Source organism: Cellulomonas sp. P2_B4 (assembly GCF_056404795.1).
Window position 1 is genome coordinate 113,615 of sequence record NZ_JBFUDI010000010.1, and the last position, 18,780, is coordinate 132,394.

Consider the following 18,780-nt stretch of genomic DNA (forward strand, 5'->3'; position numbering starts at 1 on the left):
CGTCACAGCGTGGTCGGGTCCGGCGCCGGGCGTTCGCGGGCCGAGTCGGCGCCGGCCTCGGGCGGCGGGATCCGGCAGAACCGCTCGACCACCAGACCGACCACCGCGAGCACGACGCCGCCGAGCATCGCGATCGCCGCCGACAGCGTCCGCCCACCGTTGCCGGGCTCGTCGGTGCCCGTGAGCAGCGCGAGCACCTGCCCGCCGTACCAGCCGGTCAGCAGGGCGCCCGTGTAGCAGGAGGCTTTGGCGAGCACGACCGTGCGGGCCGCGCGCAGCGCGTCGAGGTTGGGCCGCTTGCCCTGCAGGTACTGGCGCACCTGCCACCCGAGCACGAAGACGACGGCCGCGATGCCGAGCTCGACGACGACCACGAGCCACGGCACGTTCGGGGGCAGCGCGCCGCGTGAGGCCATCGAACGCAGGACGATCCAGGTGCCGACCGCGACCACCGCCGCGGTGAGCAGGAGGGTCTGCCAGCGGGTGCTGTGCATCACGACGGCGGTGCCTCACCGTCGTCGGTCGCATCGTCGTCGGTCGTCGCCGTCGACTGCGCGGCCGTCAGCCAGTCGAGCGCGAGCCAGCGGATGCCCTCGCGGTCCGGCGCCGTGGCGGCCAGCGCCGCCACGGGTCCCCCGCCGAGCCCGGGCAGGATCGCGTGCGGGTCCACCTGCGCCCACGGCTCCAGCACGAACGCACGCTCGTGCGCCCGCGGGTGCGGCAGCTCGAGGTCGTCCGTCACGGCCAGCACGGAGCCGTAGACGACGATGTCGATGTCGAGCGTGCGCGGCCCCCAGTGCTCCTCGCGGACCCGGCCGTGGTTCTGCTCGATCGCCTGGGTCACCCGCAGGAGCTCGCGCGGCGAGAGCAGCGTGCGCGCCAGCACCACCGCGTTCAGGTAGTCGGGCTGCTCGGGCCCACCGACCGCCGCCGTCCGCGCGAGCGGCGACACCTGGACCACCTCGAGGCCCGGCGTGTGCGAGAGCGCGTCGACCGCGGCGCGCAGCGTGTCCTGCGCCGCCCCGAGGTTCGCGCCGAGGGCCAGCACCACGTCCGCGACGGAGGCGGGCGCGAGGTCCAGCGCGTCGGTCACGATCTCGCCGACGACCGCGTCGCTGCTCGTCTCGACGAGCTGGGTGCCGCCGGTCCCGACGTCCTGCGCACCCGCAGCCGCGGCGACGAGCGGGACGTCGCCGGTCGGGGCGTCGGACGGCGACGGCTCGTCGTCGACGTCTGCGACGGGCTCGGGAGGCGTGAGCGGCGCCGGTGCAGGCGGCGGCGTGAGCGGCGTCGGTGTGAGCCCCGTCGGCTCGAAGGTCGTCGGCACGACGGCGGCGACCGCACCGTCCGGACCCTCGCTCGACAGCCCGCCGGGGGCGCCAGGCAGGTCGGCACCGATCGGCTGCACGATGTCCGACCACGGGATGGTCGGCGGGACCACGGCCCCGGCAGCGGCGACCGGCACCGGCGGCGCGACGACGGGCGGAGCGGGGGGTGCGGGCGGCGGAGGAACGGGAGGCACCGCTGCCGCTGCCGCGACCCCTGCGACCAGCGGGGCGCCCGGCGCCGGGGTCACCGGGAACGTCGCCGTCGGCGTGGGCGTGTGCCGGACGGGAGCCTGCGCCTCGGACTGCGCGCGCGGCAGGTACGGCTCGGCGGCGGGGAGCTTGGCGCGGTCGCGACGGATCCGCACGACGACGTCCCCGAACGGCACCTCGATGGGCGCCTGCGGCTTGTGCACGCTGACGTCGACGGCCTGGACGATCGCGTGCGACAGGACGGTGGCGGCGATGCGCTCGGCGACGGTCTCGACGAGGTCGACGGGCTCGCCCGACAGGACCGCGGAGACCTGTTCGGCGAGCACGCCGTAGTGGAGCGTGTGCGCCAGGTCGTCGCGGGCAGCGGCGCGCCGGGTGTCCATGTGCACGACGACGTCCGCGACGAAGGTCTGACCCTCGCGGCGCTCGAACTCGAACACGCCGTGATAGCCGGTGGCCGTGATGCCCGTGAGCCGGATCTGGTCCAGCAGCCGGCCCCCGCCGTCCAGGACGCCGCCTTCCCACTGCTCGTCGGTGGTCACCGCGTGCTCCCTCCGGTTCGTGCGTCCTCGTCCACTGCGAGCTCGTCGTCGGGCAGGTCCGTGGGGGCCACGGCACGCCCGGACTGCCAGGCGGCGGCCACCCGTACCGCATCGGCCGAGCCTGCCACCTCGTGCACCCGGACGCACCAAGCCCCCGCGACCGCGGCCAGGGCGGAGACCGCGGCGGTCGCGCGATCGCGCGCCAGGGGCGGCGCCGGCTCCCCGTCGGCCCCCGCCAGCAGGTGTCCGAGGAAGCGCTTGCGGCTCGCGCCGACCAGCACGGGGAAGCCGTCGGCGACGAGCTCGGGCAGCCGCGCCAGCAGCGGCCAGTTGCTCGCGCCCGCCTTGGCGAACCCGAGGCCCGGGTCGAGCACCACCTGCTCGTCGCGCACCCCGGCCGCGCGCAGGCCCGCCACCCGGGCGGCCAGCTCGCGCCGGACGTCGCTGACCACGTCGTCGTAGTCGTCGAGGTCGTCCATGACGTCCGCGTGCCCGCGCCAGTGCATGGCGACGTACGCGGTCCCGGTCTCGGCGACCACCCCGTACATGTCGTCGTCGGCCAGACCGCCCGAGACGTCGTTGACCAGGCGCGCGCCCCGCGCCACGGCCTCGCGTGCCACGACCGCGCGGGTGGTGTCGACGCTCACGACTGCGCCGCGCGCGACGAGCCCGTCGATGACCGGCAGGACGCGGTCGAGCTCGTCCTGCACCGGTACGCGACGTGCGCCGGGGCGGGTGGACTCGCCGCCGACGTCCAGCAGGTCGGCGCCCTGCGCGAGGAGCTCGAGCCCGTGCGCGACGGCCGCGGACGGGGTGAACCAGCGGCCGCCGTCGGAGAACGAGTCGGGCGTGACGTTGACGACGCCCATCACGAGGGTCCGACCGACGTCCGGGAGACCCATCACCCTGCCGAGCCTAGGGGTGCCCGTCATGGCGCTCGAGGTGCGTCAGCGGCCGAGCACGAGGCTCATGGCCTCGGCCCGCGTCGCGACGTCACGCATCTGCCCACGGACCGCGGACGTCACGGTGCGGGAGCCGGGCTTGCGGACGCCGCGCATCGACATGCACAGGTGCTCGCACTCCACGACGACGAGCACGCCGCGCGGCTGGAGCTCGGCGACGAGGGCGTCGGCGATCTGCGCGGTGAGGCGCTCCTGCACCTGCGGGCGGCGCGCGAACACGTCGACCAGCCGGGCGAGCTTGCTCAGCCCGGTGATGCGGCCGTCGACGCCCGGGATGTAGCCCACGTGCGCGACCCCGTGGAACGGGACCAGGTGGTGCTCGCAGGTGGAGTAGACCTCGATGTCCTTGACCAGGACCATCTCGTCGTGGCCGAGGTCGAAGGTCGTCGTCAGGACGTCCGCCGGCTCCTGGAAGAGACCGGCGAAGATCTCCTTGTAGGAGCGGGCCACACGGGCCGGCGTCTCGCGCAGACCCTCGCGGTCGGGGTCCTCGCCGACGGCGATGAGCAGCTCGCGGATGGCGGCCTCGACGCGGTCCTGGTCGTACTCGCCGATCGCGGAGCCCTTGTGCGCGGTGGCGGGACCGATGTCGCCCACGGTCACGCGTCCGGGGTCTGGCCGGGCGGGAGCTGCACGATCTGCTCACCGGGGAACCCGAACGCCTCGGCGGCCTCGTCCTCGGGGATGATCGGCTTGCCGTTGCGCGCTGCGAGCTCGGCGGGCGTCATCACCGGCGGGCGGTCCGAGACGGCGCGCTGGTCGCTGGACAGCCACACCTGGCGCGGCGGGCGCTTGGTGATCGGCTCGAAGATCCTGGCGAGCTGCTCCTGGTTGAGCGTCTCCTTGTCGAGCAGCTCGAGCACGAGCGCGTCCAGGACGTCGCGGTACTCGACCAGGATCTCCCAGGCCTCGTCGTGCGCCCGCTCGATCAGGGCGCGCACCTCGAGGTCGATCGACGCGGCGACGTCCTCGGAGTAGTCACGCTGGTGGCCCATGTCGCGGCCCATGAACACCTCGCCGGACGCCTGACCCAGCTGGATCGCGCCGAGGCGGGCGCTCATGCCGAACTGCGTGACCATCTTGCGGGCCGTGGCCGACGCCTTCTCGATGTCGTTGCTGGCGCCCGTCGTCGGGTCGTGGAACACGAGCTCCTCGGCGACGCGGCCACCCATGGCGTAGGCCAGCGTGTCCAGCAGCTCGTTGCGGGTGGTCGAGTACTTGTCCTCGGTCGGCATGACCATCGTGTACCCGAGCGCGCGGCCTCGCGGCAGGATCGTCACCTTGGTGACAGGGTCGGTGTACCGCAGCGCGGTCGCCACCAGGGCGTGCCCACCCTCGTGGTACGCGGTGATCTTGATCTCCTTGGGGTTCATCACCCGGGTGCGCTTCTGCGGGCCGGCAATGACCCGGTCGATCGCCTCGTCCAGCGTCACGTCGGTGATGATCTGCTGGCCCGTGCGCGCGGTGAGCAGTGCCGCCTCGTTGAGCACGTTGGCCAGGTCCGCGCCCGTGAACCCGGGCGTGCGGCGCGCGACGACGTTGAGGTCGACGTGCGGCGCCATCGGCTTGCCCTGCGAGTGCACCTGGAGGATCCGCTCGCGGCCCTTCAGGTCGGGGGCGTCCACGGCGACCTGGCGGTCGAAGCGGCCCGGGCGCAGCAGCGCGGGGTCGAGGATGTCGGGGCGGTTGGTCGCCGCGATGAGGATGACGTTCGCGTTGGCGTCGAAGCCGTCCATCTCGACGAGCATCTGGTTGAGCGTCTGCTCGCGCTCGTCGTGCCCGCCGCCCATGCCGGCGCCACGGTGCCGACCGACCGCGTCGATCTCGTCGATGAAGATGATCGCCGGGGCGTTCTGCTTGGCCTGGTCGAACAGGTCGCGCACACGGCTGGCGCCGACGCCGACGAACATCTCGACGAAGTCCGAGCCGGAGATCGAGTAGAACGGCACCCCGGCCTCACCGGCGACCGCCCGCGCGAGCAGGGTCTTGCCGGTTCCGGGCTGGCCGTACAGCAGCACGCCCTTGGGGATCTTGGCCCCGACCGCCTGGAACTTGGCGGGCTCGGCCAGGAAGTCCTTGATCTCCTGCAGCTCCTCGACGGCCTCGTCGACACCCGCGACGTCCGCGAACGTGACCTGCGGGGACTCCTTGTTGACGAGCTTGGCGCGCGACTTGCCGAAGCTCATCACCCGCGAGCCGCCGCCCTGCATCTGCGAGCTCAGGAAGAAGAACAGGCCGATGATGATGATCAGCGGGATCAGGAACGTCAGGACGCTGAGCCACCACGGGCTCTGCGGGACGTCGGACGTGTAGCCGTCCTTGGGGTTGGCCTCGGCGATCGCGTTCACCACGGACTCGCCCTGCGGGACGACGTAGTTGAACTGGACCAGCTTGCCGAAGTTCTTGTCGTCCTTGACGAAGTCCTCGGCGAGCGTGAGGTTGACGCGCTGGACGCCCTCGGTGATCTTGGCCTGCTCGACCTTGCCGTCCGCGATCAGGGACATGCCGTCGGAGGTGTCGATGCTGCTGACCTTGGGCTGGTTGATCGAGCTGAACCCGAACACCGCCAGGACCACCGCGAGGGAGATCCACAGCAGGAGGCTACGAGAAAGGCGCTTGACGTTCATGGGTGATCGGGGCCGAGCCCCTCATCCTCCGCTCGCGGGTCTGGTTGCTCGAAGTTACCCGATGAACCTGGCCTCTCCCGACCGTGTTCACCGAGGGCGCACACGAGCGCGAGCGCGTCCCGGCGCTGCTCAGGCCCCGTAGACCTTGGGCGCGAGCGTGCCGACGAACGGCAGGTTGCGGTACTTCTCCGCGTAGTCGAGGCCGTATCCGACGACGAACTCGTTGGGGATGTCGAACCCGACGTAGCGCACGTCGACCTCGACCTTGGCCGCCTCGGGCTTGCGCAGCATGGTCGCGACCTCGACGGTCGCGGGGCCGCGGGAGCGCAGGTTGGACAGCAGCCAGGACAGGGTCAGGCCCGAGTCGATGATGTCCTCGACGATCAGGACGTGGCGCCCGGTGAGGTCCGCGTCGAGGTCCTTGAGGATGCGGACGACGCCGGACGACTTGGTGCCCGACCCGTAGGAGGACACCGCCATCCAGTCCATCTGGACCGGCGAGTGCAGGCGCCGCGCGAGGTCGGCCATGACCATCACGGCACCCTTGAGCACGCCCACCAGGAGGAGGTCCTTGCCAGCGTAGTCGGCGTCGACCTGCGCCGCGATCTCGTCGAGACGACCGTGCAGCTGCTCTTCAGAGAGGAGCACCCGCTCGAGGTCGTCTCCCATGTCCGCCGGGTCCACCGAAGTCGCTCCTTGTTGTCGTGCTACGGCTGGGCGCTGAGGTCCGCCTGGCCGAGTGCAAGCCTGCCATACGCCCGGCGTGCGGCCACCCCGCCGGGAAGTGCGACCGAACCCTGCCCGTGCCAGTGGGTGACCAGTGCGTCGACGGCCAGGACGTGGTCCCTGCTCAGCGCGCCCGCCGGGCTGCCCGCAGCGATCATCGCGGTGCGCAGGGCGCGTCGGCGGACGGCGTCCGGGGCGTTCGCCAGGACCTCGACGTCCAGCCCGTCGGGGTTCGCCCCCAGCTCCTGCACGAGCGCGTCGGCGAGGCCGTCCAGCACGTCCGCGTCCTCGCGCAGCTGGGCGGCGGTCCGGGCCAGCGCCTGCGCGACCCCGGGGCCGAGGACGCGTTCGAGCGTGGGCATCACCTCGGCACGGACCCGGCTGCGCAGGGGCGCGTCCGAGTGCGAGCCGTCGTTCGTCGGGTCCTGCCAGGGCGTGAGCCCCTGGGCCGCGCACGCCGCCTCGGTGTCCGCACGACGCAGCCCGAGCAGGGGGCGCCGGAACCGGCCCCGGACCGCCGGCATGCCCGCGAGCGCCCGCGCGCCCGAGCCGCGCGCGAGGCCGAGCAGGACCGTCTCCGCCTGGTCGTCGAGGGTGTGGCCGAGCAGCACGGCGGTCGCCTGCGTCCCGTCCAAGGCCTCGTAGCGGGCCGCGCGGGCCGCCGCCTCGGGGCCGCCCGCACCCGTCACGTCGACGTGCACCACCTGCACCGGGTCGAGCCCGAGCCCCTCGCACGCGGCCGCGGCGGCCTGCGCGACGTCGTCGGAACCCTCCTGCAGACCGTGGTCGACGACGACCGCCCCGACCCGCCAGCCCGCCCTCCTGCCCACGAAGGCCGCGCCCGCCGCGAGCGCGAGCGAGTCGGCCCCGCCCGAGCAGGCGACGAGCACCAGCTCGCCCGGGCCGACGTCCTCGAGGGCCGCGGCGACCGCCGACCGGACCGCGGCGACCGCAGGAGCGGGACCGGTCACCCGTGCACCCGTCGCACCCAGGCGCGGGGATCGGCGATCTCCCGGGGCTGCGGCAGGTTGTCCGCGGACGCGAAGACCGCGTTGAACCCCGAGGTCCCGACCTTCTTGCGCACCTCCCGAACGAACTTCGCCCCGTCGCGGTACTGCGCCAGCTTGGCGTCCAGGCCCAGCAGCCGACGCAGCACCTGGTCGAGCCCCTTGCCCTGGGACGCGCTGTCGCGGCGGGCGTCGAACGCCCGGCGGATGTTCTTGACGGTCGGCACGACCGACGGACCGACCTCGTCCATCGTCACGTCGGCGTGGCCCTCGAGCAGGGCCATGACGGCGCCGACCTCCTCGAACACCGTCCGCTGCTCCGGCGAGAGCGCGTCGAGGATCCCGCCGTCACCGAACGCCTTCGTCACGGATCCCATGAGGTCGGCCCGGGCGCCCTCGCCCGTCAGGTCCGCGAGCAGCTCCGCCGCACGCGACCGCACGTGTTCCGCGAGCCACGGCGCGGCCGCGAACTGCATCGCGTGGGTCTGCTCGTGCAGGGCCACCCAGAGGCGGAAGTCGGAGCCGTCGACCTTGAGCTTGCGCTCGTGGTGCAGCACGTTGGGCGCGACGAGGAGCAGGCGCCCGTGGTAGCCCGCCTGCGGCGTGAACGGGTCGAACTGGCCGAGCACCTTGGTGGACAGCAGCGCGAGCACGCCGCCCACCTGGAGCGCACCCGCGGCGCGCGTGCCGGGGCCCGCGGGCGCCTGGACGCCGCCCGTCATCACGCCGAACATCTCCGCGTTGGCCTGCGCCCAGCGCGGGCGGTCGACCACCAGCACGTTCGAGACGTCCTTCGGGTCGGTGCCGTCCGCGGCCTCGAGCTGCGCGATCCGCGCCACGTGCCCCGCCGCGCGGCCGGCCGCGTCGCGCAGCTCGTCGACGAGGCTCTCCAGCTGACCTCGCTCGGCGGTCGGGCCGGGCATCGCCAGGCGCCCCGCGATCGCCGCGGCCTTCTGCCAGTCGACGAGGCTCTGTTCGTTCCCGGAGGGCTCCACACCGTCACGGTAACCGGCGCCGTCACGCACGCCGCGTGCGTTCAGCCGTCGGCGCAAGAGCCGTCAGCGGCAGCCGCAGGCCGCGAGCCTGGTGACGAACTCGTCGATCGCTGCCCGCGGGCCCCACTGGCCGCCGTCGGGGGTGGCGTCGGCCAGGACGGCGAAGACGAGCTGGCGCGAGTCGGCGTCGAGGACGGTGCCGGACAGGGCGGTGACGTGCGGGAGGCTTCCGGTCTTCGCGCGCACCATCCCGCGCGCCTGCGACTGCGTGTAGCGGTCGGAGAGCGTCCCGGTCAGGCCACCGATCGGCATGCCCGTCGCGACGTCGCGCAGGTCGGGGTTGGCCGGGTCGGTGGAGAGCCGGACCAGACCGGTGAGCAGGCTGGGCGGCAGGATCGACCCCGCGCCCAGGCCGGACGCGTCGACCAGGTGGGACCCCGTGGTGTCGACGCCCGCGACGTCCACCGCGTGCAGCACCGCCGCCGAGCCGCCGTCGAACGTCGCCGGCAGCCCCTCGTCGATGGCCACCAGCCGCGAGACCACCTCGGTGATGGTGTTGTCCGACGTGTCGAGGAAGTGGTGCACGATCTTGTCCAGCGTGGCCGACTCGACCCGCCCGATCTCGCGGCCGTTCGCCGGCTTGTCCGCCCGGAACGGCGAGCCGGTGACCGTGATGCCGTTCTCGGCGAGCCGCACCGCGAACGTCCGCGCCGCCGCGAGCGACGGGTCCGCGTAGCGCGGCGGGTACTCACCGGGCTTGATCTTGGCCGTGTCCACGGCGAGCGCGGTCACGGGTGCGACGAACCCCGCGGCGATGTCCGCCGGGTTCCAGGCCGGGCTCAGCCGCGGGCCGGTGAACAGGCCGTCGTCGACTCCGAGCTCGACCGTCGTCGCACCCTCGAGCTGCAGGGTCTTGGCGGTCTGCGCGGCGAGCTCGGCCAGGCCAGCGTGCCCCTCGGTCGCGGCCGGGKCGCCGGCGCCCGCGGCCAGCATCATGTCCCCGCCCCCGACCAGCACGATCCGGTTGCCGTCGCCGCGCACCACCGTCGTCGGCAGCGTCATGTCCGGGCTCAGCGTGCTCAGCGCTGCGATCGCGGTGACCAGCTTCGCCGTCGACGCGGGCGTGCGGCCCTCGTCGGGAAGATGGCTGGCCAAGGTCTCCCCCGTGAGCTGGTCCTGGATCAGGACGCCGACGCTGGTGCCCATGCGCGGGTCGGCGACGAGCCCGTCGACCATGGCCTGCAACGTCGGGCTTCCCGGCAGCGGGACCTGCGGGTCGAGATCGGTCAGGGCGGGAACCAGCGCCGCCGGCTCGACCGCACCCGGAGCCGTCGGGAACGGGTTCGGCGGCGCGGGCTCGGCGGCCAGCGTGACCAGGCCGGGGACCTTGTCGTAGGCGTCGGCGGTGGCGTACGCGCCCGCGGCGAGCACCACGACGAGCAGGCCCGTGCCCACCACCCGTCCCGCTGTGGTCATCGTCACCCCACCCCGCCCTGTCCCCACTCGTTCCCGGCCGTTCGGTGCGTCAGACTACTGTCCGAGACGAAGGCGCCCCTGACACCCGGCGCGCCGCACGACGAGTGTCGCTGCGACCGCCGGCCCGGAAACCCCCGGGCGCGGACGCACGGGCGGAGGAGAGCTGTGGAGTTCGACGTCACGATCGAGATCCCTAAGGGTCAGCGCAACAAGTACGAGGTGGACCACGCAACGGGGCGTATCCGGCTCGACCGGATGCTGTTCACCTCGACCCGTTATCCCGACGACTACGGCTTCATCGAGGGCACCCTCGGTGAGGACGGCGACCCGTTGGACGCCCTGGTGCTGCTCGAGGAGCCCACGTTCCCGGGCTGCCTCATCCGCTGCCGTGCTCTCGGCATGTTCCGCATGCGCGACGAGGCCGGCGGCGACGACAAGGTCCTGTGCGTCCCCACCGGCGACCAGCGCGCCGCGTGGCGGCAGGACATCGACGACGTCTCCGACTTCCACCGGCTCGAGATCCAGCACTTCTTCGAGGTGTACAAGGACCTGGAGCCCGGCAAGTCCGTCGAGGGCGCCCACTGGACGGGTCGCGCCGAGGCCGAGGCCGAGATCGAGCTCAGCCGCCAGCGCGCCATCGACACGAACTACTACAGCCACTGACGCTGGGCTGTTCGCTTTCCCGCAACGTCCGCACTCGTGTTCGCTATACGGCGCACGAGTGCGGACGTTGCGCATTTCTCACCGGTGGCGTCCGCACTCGTGGTGGTCATAGGCAACACAAGTGCGGACGTTGGTGAGCCGTCCACAGGGTCGTTCGGCGGCGGGGTCATCCACAGGTCCTGGCTGACGGCTGTCCGGGCGGTACGCGACGAGGACCGTCTCCCCATGACGAACGAGACGGAGCGTCGAGCGCGCCGCGAGCTCGCGCGGTCGCACGCGCGTCAGCAGGCCGGGCTGCTGACCAGGTCACAGCTGAGCTCGCTGGGACTCACGGCTGCTCAGGTGCGCGCGGAGATCCGTGGCGAGCGGTGGCGACCGCTGGGCCGGCAGACTCTCGCGGTCCTCCCCTCCCCGCATGGCTCGCTCGTCGCTTGGTGGCTCGCGGTGCTGGAGTGCGCGCCGCGCTCGATCGTCGGGAGCACGCCCCGGGCCGCACTGGCGGGCATCACGGCCCTGCTCGCGTGCGGGCTCCAGGGGATCACCGACGACGGACACATTCACGTCGCGGCGCCGAAGTCGTCGCACCCGGTGCCGGCGCCCAGCGGCGTCCGGGTCCACGAGACGAGGCGCTGGCGGGACGACGACGTGACCACCGAGGGAGTCGTCCGCATGCTGCCCGCGACCGCGACCGTCCAGGCTGCGCTCTGGGCGAGGACCGATCGCGAGGCCGCCCTGCTCCTGATCAGTCCGATCCAACAGCGCCTGACCACGGTGTCAGCCGTGGCCGGGGCGCTCGATCTCGTGCGTCGGGACAGGCGTCGCACCCTGCTGCGGGGCCTGTTGCGGGAGATCGACCACGGCGTCGCGAGCCTCAACGAGCTCGACTTCGCCGCTCACTGCCGTCGGCGCGGGCTCCCCGAGCCCGATCGGCAGGTCGTGGTCGAGGCTCGAGGAGGACGGGCGTACCTGGATGTCCGATGGAGCCGATGGCGCGTGGTCGTCGAGATCGACGGCGTCGGGCACCTCGACGCCGACCGGTGGGTCGAGGACAGCCTGCGTCACAACGAGATCGCCTTGAGCGGTGACGTCGTGCTCCGGATCCCGAGCCTCGGTCTTCGTCTGCACCCGGACCGGCACCTGGACGCCGTGGAGCGAGCCCTCCGCCGAGCAGGCTGGCGACCCTGACCGGACGTCCGCGCTCGTGGTCGCCATAGCCCCCACGAGCGCGGACGTTGCTGAGATGGGTTGCGCAACGTCCGCACTTGTCGGCGCTATAGGCCACACGAGCGCGGACGTTGCGGGGAAGCGCAGGGGGTTACGGGCGGCCCGCGTACGGCATCGTGCTTGCCCAGCGCATCTTGATCATGCGGAGCGGGGCCAGCGGCTGCGGGGCCTCCATGATCTGGCCGTTCCCGGCCCAGATGGCCACGTGGTAGATCGCCTCGACGTTGTTGGGGTCGGTGGACCAGAAGATGAGGTCGCCGGGGCGCATGTCGTCGTAGCTGATCTTGAGGATCTGCTTGTACTGGTCCCGGGTGGTGCGGTTCAGGTTGATGCCGACCGACTGGTAGGCGCGCATCGTCAGGCCGGAGCAGTCGTAGGAGCTCGGGCCGGCGTCGCCCCAGCCGTAGGGCAGGCCGATCTTCGTCTGCGCCCACGCCAGCGCGGCGGCGGCGGTGCCCGCGGAGCTGCGCGACGTGCCCGTGCCGAGGCCGTACTTGACGGCGGGCGGGGTGGTCACCGGGGGCGGCGTCGTGACGGGAGGAGTGGTGGTGGCCGGCGGGGTGGTGGTCGCCGGCGGGGTGGTCGTAGCCGGCGGGGTGGTGGTCGCCGGCGGCGGCGTGGTCGCCGGCGGGGTGACGGCCGCGGGCGGCGCGACCGCGGCCGGCGGCGGGCGGTAGGCGGCGGCCTTCGCGGCGGCGTCCTCGCGGTCGCGGCGCTGCTGGTCGAGGAAGTCCTGGCGGGCGCGCTCGACCTCGGCGCTCGTCTGGCGGGCCGCAGCGAGCTGGGCGATGAGGGTGTCGCGCTCGGCGGCGGCGGACGCCTGCTCGGCGACGGCGTCGCTCTGGGCCTGCTCGGCGGCGGTCAGGGCGTCGGCGGCTGCGGCCTTGGCGGCGGTCGCCTTGTCGGCGGCCGTCTGGGCGCGCTTGGCCAGCATCCCCGAGATGAGCTGGGAGGCGCGGTACTTCTGCACGGCCTCGTCGGTCTTGCCGCTGATCCGCTCGAGCGACGCGCTGCGGTTGGCGACGTCCTGGAACCCGTCGGCCGACAGCACGGCCTGCAGCAGGTCCGTCGAGCCACCGGACCGGGCGGCCTCGCGGGCGATCGCGACGAGCTGGCGGCGGGCCGTCTCGGCGTCGGTGTCGGCCGCCGCGGACGCCGCCTTCGCGTCGCGGGAGGCCTGCTGCGCGGTGTCGGCGTCCGCGAGGGCCTGCGTGTACGCGTCCCCGAGCTGCTGGACCTTGAGCTCGGCCGCGTCGGTGGCGGCGCTCAGCTGCGCGAGCCGGACCTCCATGCCCGCGACGGACCGGGACGCGGACGCGACCGCGCCCTTGGCGTCCTGCACGTCCTGGGCAGACGGCGGGCTCGGTGCCGGTGGTGCAGCGACGACGTGCGACGCGCCGCCCAGCACGAGGGTGCCGACGCACGCGAACGTCGCCAGGCCCCGAAGGGTCCTCGATGCGGCGCTCGGGCTCACGATCCTCCAGCTGGTCGGCCGACGGTGGTCGTCGGGAAGGCGCGACCGGCCGGTCGCCCCTGGGGGACGCTACCTGCCGAAACCTCAGAAGTGAACACCTGTCACATCAGTCCCACGAGTCACACGCGTGTACTTGGGGACGAACCCGACACAAGAACGGTCACATCACCCGAATGCCTGTGTATCGGCACGTCGAGGCCCGAGCACGAGCGGACGGCGCGAGGAACCGTCAGCCGAAGTGGCCGTTCACGTACGCCTCGGTGCGCTCGTCCTGCGGCGACTCGAAGATCGCGCGCGTGTCCCCGTGCTCGACGATCACGCCCGGCGTCCCCTGCGAGGCGAGGAAGAACGCGCACTTCTGCGAGACCCGCGCGGCCTGCTGCATGTTGTGCGTGACGATGACGATCGTCACCTCCTGCTGGAGCGACAGCATGGTCTCCTCGATGACCCTCGTGGACGTCGGGTCGAGGGCGGAGCACGGCTCGTCCATGAGCAGGACACGCGGCTGCACGGCGAGCGACCTCGCGATGCACAGCCGCTGCTGCTGGCCGCCCGACAGCCCCCCGCCCGGAGCCGAGAGCCGGTTGCGCACCTCCGACCACAGTCCCGCCTTGGTCAGGCTGCTCTCGACGAGGTAGTCCTTCTCGCTGCGGGAGGCCTTGACCCCGGTCAGCTTGAGGCCGGCGACGACGTTGTCGTAGATCGACATCGCCGGGAACGGGTTGGGCTTCTGGAAGACCATGCCGATCTGCCGACGAGCATCGACGAGCCGTCGCTGGGGGTCGTAGATGTCCTCGCCGTCGAGCAGCACCCGGCCGGCCATCGCGGCGCTCGGCACCAGCTCGTGCATCCGGTTGAGGATGCGCAGGAAGGTCGACTTGCCGCAGCCGGACGGACCGATCAGCGCGGTCACCGCGCCCGCGGGCATGGTCAGGGACACCGAGTCGAGCACGAGGTGGTCACCGAACCAGGCGGAGATCTCCTGCCCCCGCAGGTCGGCGAGCCCGCGGGGCGCGATGGCCGCGGGAAGGGCAGGCGCCCGGCGCGACCCGCGACGACCGGCCTCGACCGCGGCGGGCGCCACCGGTGCGGGTGCCGCCCAGGCGCCCTCGTCGACGGGGGCCAGGACGACGGTCTGGGTGGACTGGTGGGTCGGCGTCTCGCCGGCGGGCCGCATCACGCGACGCCGCCGGCGGCGGCCGCGGTGGAGGTGGCGGCGGTCCGGACCGAGCGCGCGCGCAGGGCGAGCCCGCCMGCGACGGCGGCCCCGATCCCGGCGGCGATCACGAGCCCCCACTGCACCGGCGTCCAGCCTCGGGGCTTGCGCCACACCGTGTCCGGAGCGGACGCCTGCGCGGTCGGCGCGCTCGAGGGAGCATCCTCGGCGTCGTCCGTCGCCGCCAGCGCGGCTGGATCAGCGGTGTCGACGGGGTCGGTCTGCCCGCCCGCGTTGCCGCCGCGGAAGGCGCCGCCCGACGACCCGGACAGGGACCCGGTCGAACCGGCGACCCCGGCGGGAGGCACCTGCAACGTCACGGATCCACCGTTCTTGTCCTCGGAGTGCAGCCCGAACCCGAACCCGAGGGCCGGACCCGCCAGCACGAGCGCGACGAGGAGCGCGAGCGCGCGCGCCGGCGGGGTCCCGACGGGCACCCCCTGGCGTCCGGACTCGGCCACCATCTGCGCCCAGAGCCGCTCCCCCTCCTTCCGGCGCTTCCGCCGACGCCACACGACGAGCACGACGGCGCCGGCGACGAGCAGCAGCACCAGCAGACCCGTCCACGGCACAGCCGGGAACACACCGCGCGCGGTGCTGCTGGTCAGCGGGATCTCGGTCTGCGGGCCGGGTGCGGCGACCATCTCGACGTCCACGGTCGCCGTCATCACGACGAGGGGCGGGACCCCCGGGACCTCGGTCTCGACGACGAACGACTGCCCGGGCAGCACCTCGGCGGTGTTCCCGGGCGTCACCTCGGTCCGCGCCGTGCCGAACGGCCCGGTGACACGCACGCGCGGGGTGCCGACGATCTTCACGTTGCCGGTGTTGACGAGGTCGTACGTCACCGTCGCGACGCTCGCTCCGAACGGCACCAGGCTCCCCCCGGACGAGGCGGACACGTTGCGGACCTCCAGCGCGGGCGTCAGCTCGCCGGAGACCCGGACGGACAGCCGCACGGCCACCCGCGAGTCGATGATCACGCCGTCGTTCCCGGCGGACGGGCTCGCGAGCGAGACGACGATCCCGCCGGAGTGGTCACCCGGGCTGGCGTCGGTCGGCGCGGTGACGTCGAACCCGACGATCGCGGTGCCGAGGGCCGGGACGGTCACCGTCGGGGCGGCCATGGTCACCCAGGTCCCGACGTCGGTCGACGGGGTCGCGGCCGTCAGGACGTCGTACCCGCCGTCGGCCGTGTTGAAGGCGTCGGCCGCGTAGACGGTGAACGTCTGCTCGGCCGTGGAGGCGTTGGCCACGAGCACCTGGTCGTGCACGGTACCGCCGGGGTCGAGCTGCAGGTCGACGCGGGTCCGGCTGTCCGCCGCACCGTCCGCGGTGGTCGGCGTCACCGACCAGGCGGCCGTGCCGTCCTCCGCCGAGGCCGTCCCCGCGAGGGGCCCGAACACGAGCGCGACGAGCGCGACGAGCAGCGGGACCACGGCACGCGTGCCAGGTCGGGTGGCCAGGAACATGAACGACTCCTCGGAGCGCGGGCGGGTGGGACGGCGGAAGGTGGTGGGACGCGAACCGTCGCGCCCCACCACCCGCCCGGGTCAGTTGCTGACGAGCGTCACGGTGATCGTCGAGGTGTAGGAGCCCTCGGTGGTCGACGCGGGGATCGCCAGGTTGAGCGCCGCCGCCAGGGCGGTCGCCCCACGACCGTTCGCGGTGGTCTGCGCGAGCGTCTTGCTCGCGCCGAGCCCGGTGCTGGTCGCGTCGTCGAGCGCCGAGGTCACCCCCGCACCCGCCTGGACGACGAGCGGACCGGTCGGGTCCTTGGTGATGCTCGGCGCCGTCGGGGTCCAGCCCAGGTACTTGGCGTTGAGCGTGCCGTTGGCCCCGGTGAAGTCGGACGCCTGCACGCTGACCTTCCAGCCGGCAAGCAGACCGTCCCTCCGGGTGTCGGTCACCGTGATGCCGCCGAGCTGGGCCGTGGCGGTGATGCGGGTGTTGCCCGTGTCCCGCTGACCCGACAGGGCGACGGGCGCGGTCGGGACCGCGAAGGTGAGCGCGCCGTCCGCGACCGGGGCCGCAGGCACCGTGAGGGTGACCGTGAGCTGGCCGTTGGGGCCGACGACGACCGTGTAGGTCTTCGAGCCGGACGACGGGCCGAACGCGGCCGGGTCGGTGGGCGCGAACGACGCCGTGTAGGTGTGGTCGCCCGTGGTCGGCGACGCGACGGTGAAGGTCGCCGCTCCGGAGGACACGGTGCCGGTGCCGAGCGTGGTGGCGCCCTCCTTGAACGTCACCACACCGGCCGCGGTCGACGGGGCCACGGCGGCCGTGAGGACGAGGTTGGCGCCGACGGCGGCCGCGGTCAGGTCGGTGGTCGTCGCCGTCACCTGCGAGCCGCCACCGTCCCAGCCGCCGGGTCGGGTCGGGAGGGCGGCCTTGCCGATGGAGTAGGTCATGGCCGTGGTGGGCGAGGCGGCCGTGACGTGCACGGTCAGCGGCGTGGTGAAGTAGCCGAGGTTCACGCCGGCGGCGTCCTTGCAGGCGACGATGTAGGGCAGCGTCGCGGTGCCGCCCTGTGCCGTCGCGTACGCGCGGATCTGCGGGGCGTTCATGCGGGTGGCCACGTTGGCGCCCGAGATGGAGAAGCGGCCCTGGGCGTCGGCGACGCTGTCGCCACCGGCCATGATCACCGCGTCCCAGTCCACCGAGGGACCCGGGGCGGGGATGTGCACGAACGGCTGGATCTGGGTGGCGCCGGCCGGGCAGGCGGCGGAGACCGCGAGCGTCTGCCACGGGCGGGCGACCGCGTCCGGCTGGGCCGTCCCGTCGACCTGGTTGGCCGCGGTCAGGCTCGGGTCGAGCAGACCGGTCGACTCGGCGTTGAACCACAGGATGTTGCCGGGGATCGCCGGACCGAAGTCGACGGCGGACGCCGACGTCGCCAGGGCGACACCGCCGATCCCGGCCAGGAGTGCGCCGGCGACGCCTGCCGCCAGCACCTTCGTGAGCTTCATCGAGGATCCTTCGTCTCAGGGCCGGCGCGGTCGCGCACGGTCTCGGGCCGAGCGTGCTCGGCGCAGGTGAACGGTCGGCCCCCGCAAGACGTCCGAGGGACGACCGCCGCTCAGCGCGCTGATGCGGTGTCGAGAACGGGCGCGACAGGGACCGGGGTTCCCCCACGGCGTGCGCGGCGCGAACCCTCGCTCGGGGGCGGGAGGCGGCGACGCCGACGACGCCGCACGACCCGCCAGGCGATCAGCAGGACCAGCAGCACGAGGACGGCGACGAGCAACCAGGGCCACGCCCACGTCGACGTGCTCGAGCTGACGGGGTCGAGGCCGGGGTCGGCGCCGCCGGTCGCTGCCTCCGCGACCGCGGTGACCGTCGTCGTCAGCCGCACGAGGGGCCAGACGTCCGGGACGGCGACGGTCTGGTCGACCGAGCCGCCGGGCAGGAGCTCGTCGACCACGGGGCCGTCCGCGCTGCGCGGGAGGAGGCCGAACGGACCGGTGACCCGGACGGTCGGCGACACCTTCATCCGCACGTTGCCCGTGTTCTCCAGCGCGTACGCGACGTTCACGGCACCGGCCCGCACGAGCCCGCCGGACTCGAAGGTCGTCCCCAGGTCCTTGATCACGAGGCCAGGCGCCAGCGCTCCGTCGACCGTGATGTAGAGCCGGGCGGCCACGCGCTGCTCGAGGTCGAGTGCGGGACTCCCGACTCCGGCCTCCCCCTGCGCGGTCAGAGCGGCGACGACGGCCGCGACGTGGTCGCCCGGCTCGGCGTTGGTCGGGATCGTCACGGTGAACGGCACGATGACGAAGCCGAGGCCCGCCTCCGCCGTCTGCGGCGGCGCCTGGACGTGCGCGACGTCCGAGGTGACCCACGCGCCGGCCCTCGTCGGCGCGTCGGCACGGGCCGGCACCTCGAGGCCACCCTCCGCGCCCGGGACGACGTCGCTGGGGTAGACGTCCAGCTCGAGCGCGTGGTCCGCCTGGTTGAGCACCGCGATGTTGTCCCGGATCACGGACCCCGGCGCGACGGTGTAGGCCAGGTACGGCCGCTGGTCCGGCTTCTCGGGCCCCGCCGGTGCGACGCCGAACGTCACCAGCTGGTCGGGGGGCGGCTCGTCGGCCGCCGCCGCGGGCAGTGCGAGCGTGGTGAGCAGGACGGCCGCGGCGAGCGCGCCGGTCAGCATCCGGTGGGCGGAGTGCAGCATGAGTGGGATTCCTGAGGTTCGATCCGGCTGGTCCGGGGCACGCACGGAACCGGCGCCCGCGGGAACCCTGGCGCACTGGCGCGCACGAGGGACGAACGCGTGGTGAACCGGGGACCGCCGCAGGACGACGCATGAAGGGGCGGGGTGCCTGAGCAC

At 73.4% G+C, this 18,780-nt stretch carries 16 protein-coding genes; 2 read left to right on the forward strand and 14 right to left on the reverse strand.

The window, feature by feature from the left end; genetic code table 11:
• Nucleotides 1-2: 2 nt before the first annotated feature.
• The 9 genes from AC1DZC_RS16365 to AC1DZC_RS16405 all read right to left on the reverse strand — a co-directional run bounded on the left by AC1DZC_RS16365 (nucleotide 3) and on the right by AC1DZC_RS16405 (nucleotide 9,873).
• Nucleotides 3-494: a DUF3180 domain-containing protein gene (locus AC1DZC_RS16365; protein ID WP_477039792.1), complete on the reverse strand. Its 492-nt coding sequence runs from the start codon at nucleotides 492-494 to the stop codon at nucleotides 3-5.
• Complete coding sequence (folK, locus tag AC1DZC_RS16370; protein ID WP_477043996.1) at nucleotides 494-2,080, reverse strand: 2-amino-4-hydroxy-6-hydroxymethyldihydropteridine diphosphokinase; 1,587 nt, start codon at nucleotides 2,078-2,080, stop codon at nucleotides 494-496. Before folK ends, AC1DZC_RS16365 begins: the two co-directional genes overlap by 1 nt.
• The gene (folP, locus tag AC1DZC_RS16375; RefSeq protein WP_477039791.1) at nucleotides 2,077-2,982 is read right to left on the reverse strand and encodes a dihydropteroate synthase; all 906 of its coding nucleotides are present in this window, start codon (nucleotides 2,980-2,982) and stop codon (nucleotides 2,077-2,079) included. Before folP ends, folK begins: the two co-directional genes overlap by 4 nt.
• Nucleotides 2,983-3,027: 45 nt before the next feature.
• Nucleotides 3,028-3,645 (reverse strand): GTP cyclohydrolase I FolE, encoded by a 618-nt coding sequence (gene folE, locus AC1DZC_RS16380; RefSeq protein ID WP_477039690.1) that lies wholly within the window; start codon nucleotides 3,643-3,645, stop codon nucleotides 3,028-3,030.
• Nucleotides 3,642-5,669: an ATP-dependent zinc metalloprotease FtsH gene (ftsH, locus tag AC1DZC_RS16385; RefSeq protein ID WP_477039689.1), complete on the reverse strand. Its 2,028-nt coding sequence runs from the start codon at nucleotides 5,667-5,669 to the stop codon at nucleotides 3,642-3,644. Before ftsH ends, folE begins: the two co-directional genes overlap by 4 nt.
• A 129-nt stretch (nucleotides 5,670-5,798) precedes the next feature.
• The gene (gene hpt / locus AC1DZC_RS16390) at nucleotides 5,799-6,353 is read right to left on the reverse strand and encodes a hypoxanthine phosphoribosyltransferase (RefSeq protein WP_477039688.1); all 555 of its coding nucleotides are present in this window, start codon (nucleotides 6,351-6,353) and stop codon (nucleotides 5,799-5,801) included.
• Between the two features lie 23 nt (nucleotides 6,354-6,376).
• The gene (tilS, locus tag AC1DZC_RS16395; protein WP_477043997.1) at nucleotides 6,377-7,366 is read right to left on the reverse strand and encodes a tRNA lysidine(34) synthetase TilS; all 990 of its coding nucleotides are present in this window, start codon (nucleotides 7,364-7,366) and stop codon (nucleotides 6,377-6,379) included.
• Nucleotides 7,363-8,397: a zinc-dependent metalloprotease gene (locus AC1DZC_RS16400; RefSeq protein ID WP_477043998.1), complete on the reverse strand. Its 1,035-nt coding sequence runs from the start codon at nucleotides 8,395-8,397 to the stop codon at nucleotides 7,363-7,365. Before AC1DZC_RS16400 ends, tilS begins: the two co-directional genes overlap by 4 nt.
• 63 nt (nucleotides 8,398-8,460) lie before the next feature.
• Nucleotides 8,461-9,873 (reverse strand): D-alanyl-D-alanine carboxypeptidase/D-alanyl-D-alanine-endopeptidase, encoded by a 1,413-nt coding sequence (locus AC1DZC_RS16405; RefSeq protein ID WP_477043999.1) that lies wholly within the window; start codon nucleotides 9,871-9,873, stop codon nucleotides 8,461-8,463.
• A 165-nt stretch (nucleotides 9,874-10,038) separates the two neighbouring features.
• Here AC1DZC_RS16405 and AC1DZC_RS16410 point away from each other — a divergent pair, with 165 nt between their 5' ends.
• Together AC1DZC_RS16410 and AC1DZC_RS16415 are read left to right on the forward strand one after the other, a co-directional pair.
• On the forward strand, nucleotides 10,039-10,536 hold the full coding sequence (locus AC1DZC_RS16410) for an inorganic diphosphatase (RefSeq protein WP_477039684.1): 498 nt from the start codon (nucleotides 10,039-10,041) through the stop codon (nucleotides 10,534-10,536).
• 225 nt (nucleotides 10,537-10,761) lie between these two features.
• Entirely contained in the window at nucleotides 10,762-11,721 is a 960-nt protein-coding gene (locus tag AC1DZC_RS16415) for a hypothetical protein (protein WP_477044000.1), read from the forward strand.
• A 130-nt stretch (nucleotides 11,722-11,851) separates the two neighbouring features.
• On the opposite strand, the gene AC1DZC_RS16420 is transcribed toward AC1DZC_RS16415, so the two are convergent.
• The 5 genes from AC1DZC_RS16420 to AC1DZC_RS16440 form a co-directional block, all read right to left on the reverse strand.
• Entirely contained in the window at nucleotides 11,852-13,234 is a 1,383-nt protein-coding gene (locus tag AC1DZC_RS16420) for a C40 family peptidase (protein ID WP_477044001.1), read from the reverse strand.
• Between the two features lie 229 nt (nucleotides 13,235-13,463).
• A complete protein-coding gene (locus tag AC1DZC_RS16425; protein WP_477044002.1) occupies nucleotides 13,464-14,414 on the reverse strand; it encodes a phosphate ABC transporter ATP-binding protein in 951 nt (316 codons plus the stop codon).
• On the reverse strand, nucleotides 14,411-15,922 hold the full coding sequence (locus AC1DZC_RS16430) for a hypothetical protein (RefSeq protein ID WP_477044003.1): 1,512 nt from the start codon (nucleotides 15,920-15,922) through the stop codon (nucleotides 14,411-14,413). The genes AC1DZC_RS16425 and AC1DZC_RS16430 overlap by 4 nt, the downstream gene beginning before the upstream one ends.
• An 81-nt stretch (nucleotides 15,923-16,003) precedes the next feature.
• Nucleotides 16,004-17,419 (reverse strand): Ig-like domain-containing protein, encoded by a 1,416-nt coding sequence (locus AC1DZC_RS16435; RefSeq protein WP_477044004.1) that lies wholly within the window; start codon nucleotides 17,417-17,419, stop codon nucleotides 16,004-16,006.
• A 110-nt stretch (nucleotides 17,420-17,529) separates the two neighbouring features.
• Nucleotides 17,530-18,624 (reverse strand): COG1361 family protein, encoded by a 1,095-nt coding sequence (locus AC1DZC_RS16440; RefSeq protein ID WP_477044005.1) that lies wholly within the window; start codon nucleotides 18,622-18,624, stop codon nucleotides 17,530-17,532.
• Nucleotides 18,625-18,780: the final 156 nt, after the last annotated feature.

Coding starts and splice junctions, on each gene's coding strand:
- folP (WP_477039791.1), bottom strand. CDS start 2,982: ATGGGTCTCCCGGACGTCGGTCGGACCCTCGTGATGGGCGTCGTCAAC.
- AC1DZC_RS16440 (WP_477044005.1), bottom strand. CDS start 18,624: ATGCTGCACTCCGCCCACCGGATGCTGACCGGCGCGCTCGCCGCGGCC.
- AC1DZC_RS16435 (WP_477044004.1), bottom strand. CDS start 17,419: ATGAAGCTCACGAAGGTGCTGGCGGCAGGCGTCGCCGGCGCACTCCTG.
- AC1DZC_RS16415 (WP_477044000.1), top strand. CDS start 10,762: ATGACGAACGAGACGGAGCGTCGAGCGCGCCGCGAGCTCGCGCGGTCG.
- AC1DZC_RS16365 (WP_477039792.1), bottom strand. CDS start 494: ATGCACAGCACCCGCTGGCAGACCCTCCTGCTCACCGCGGCGGTGGTC.
- ftsH (WP_477039689.1), bottom strand. CDS start 5,669: ATGAACGTCAAGCGCCTTTCTCGTAGCCTCCTGCTGTGGATCTCCCTC.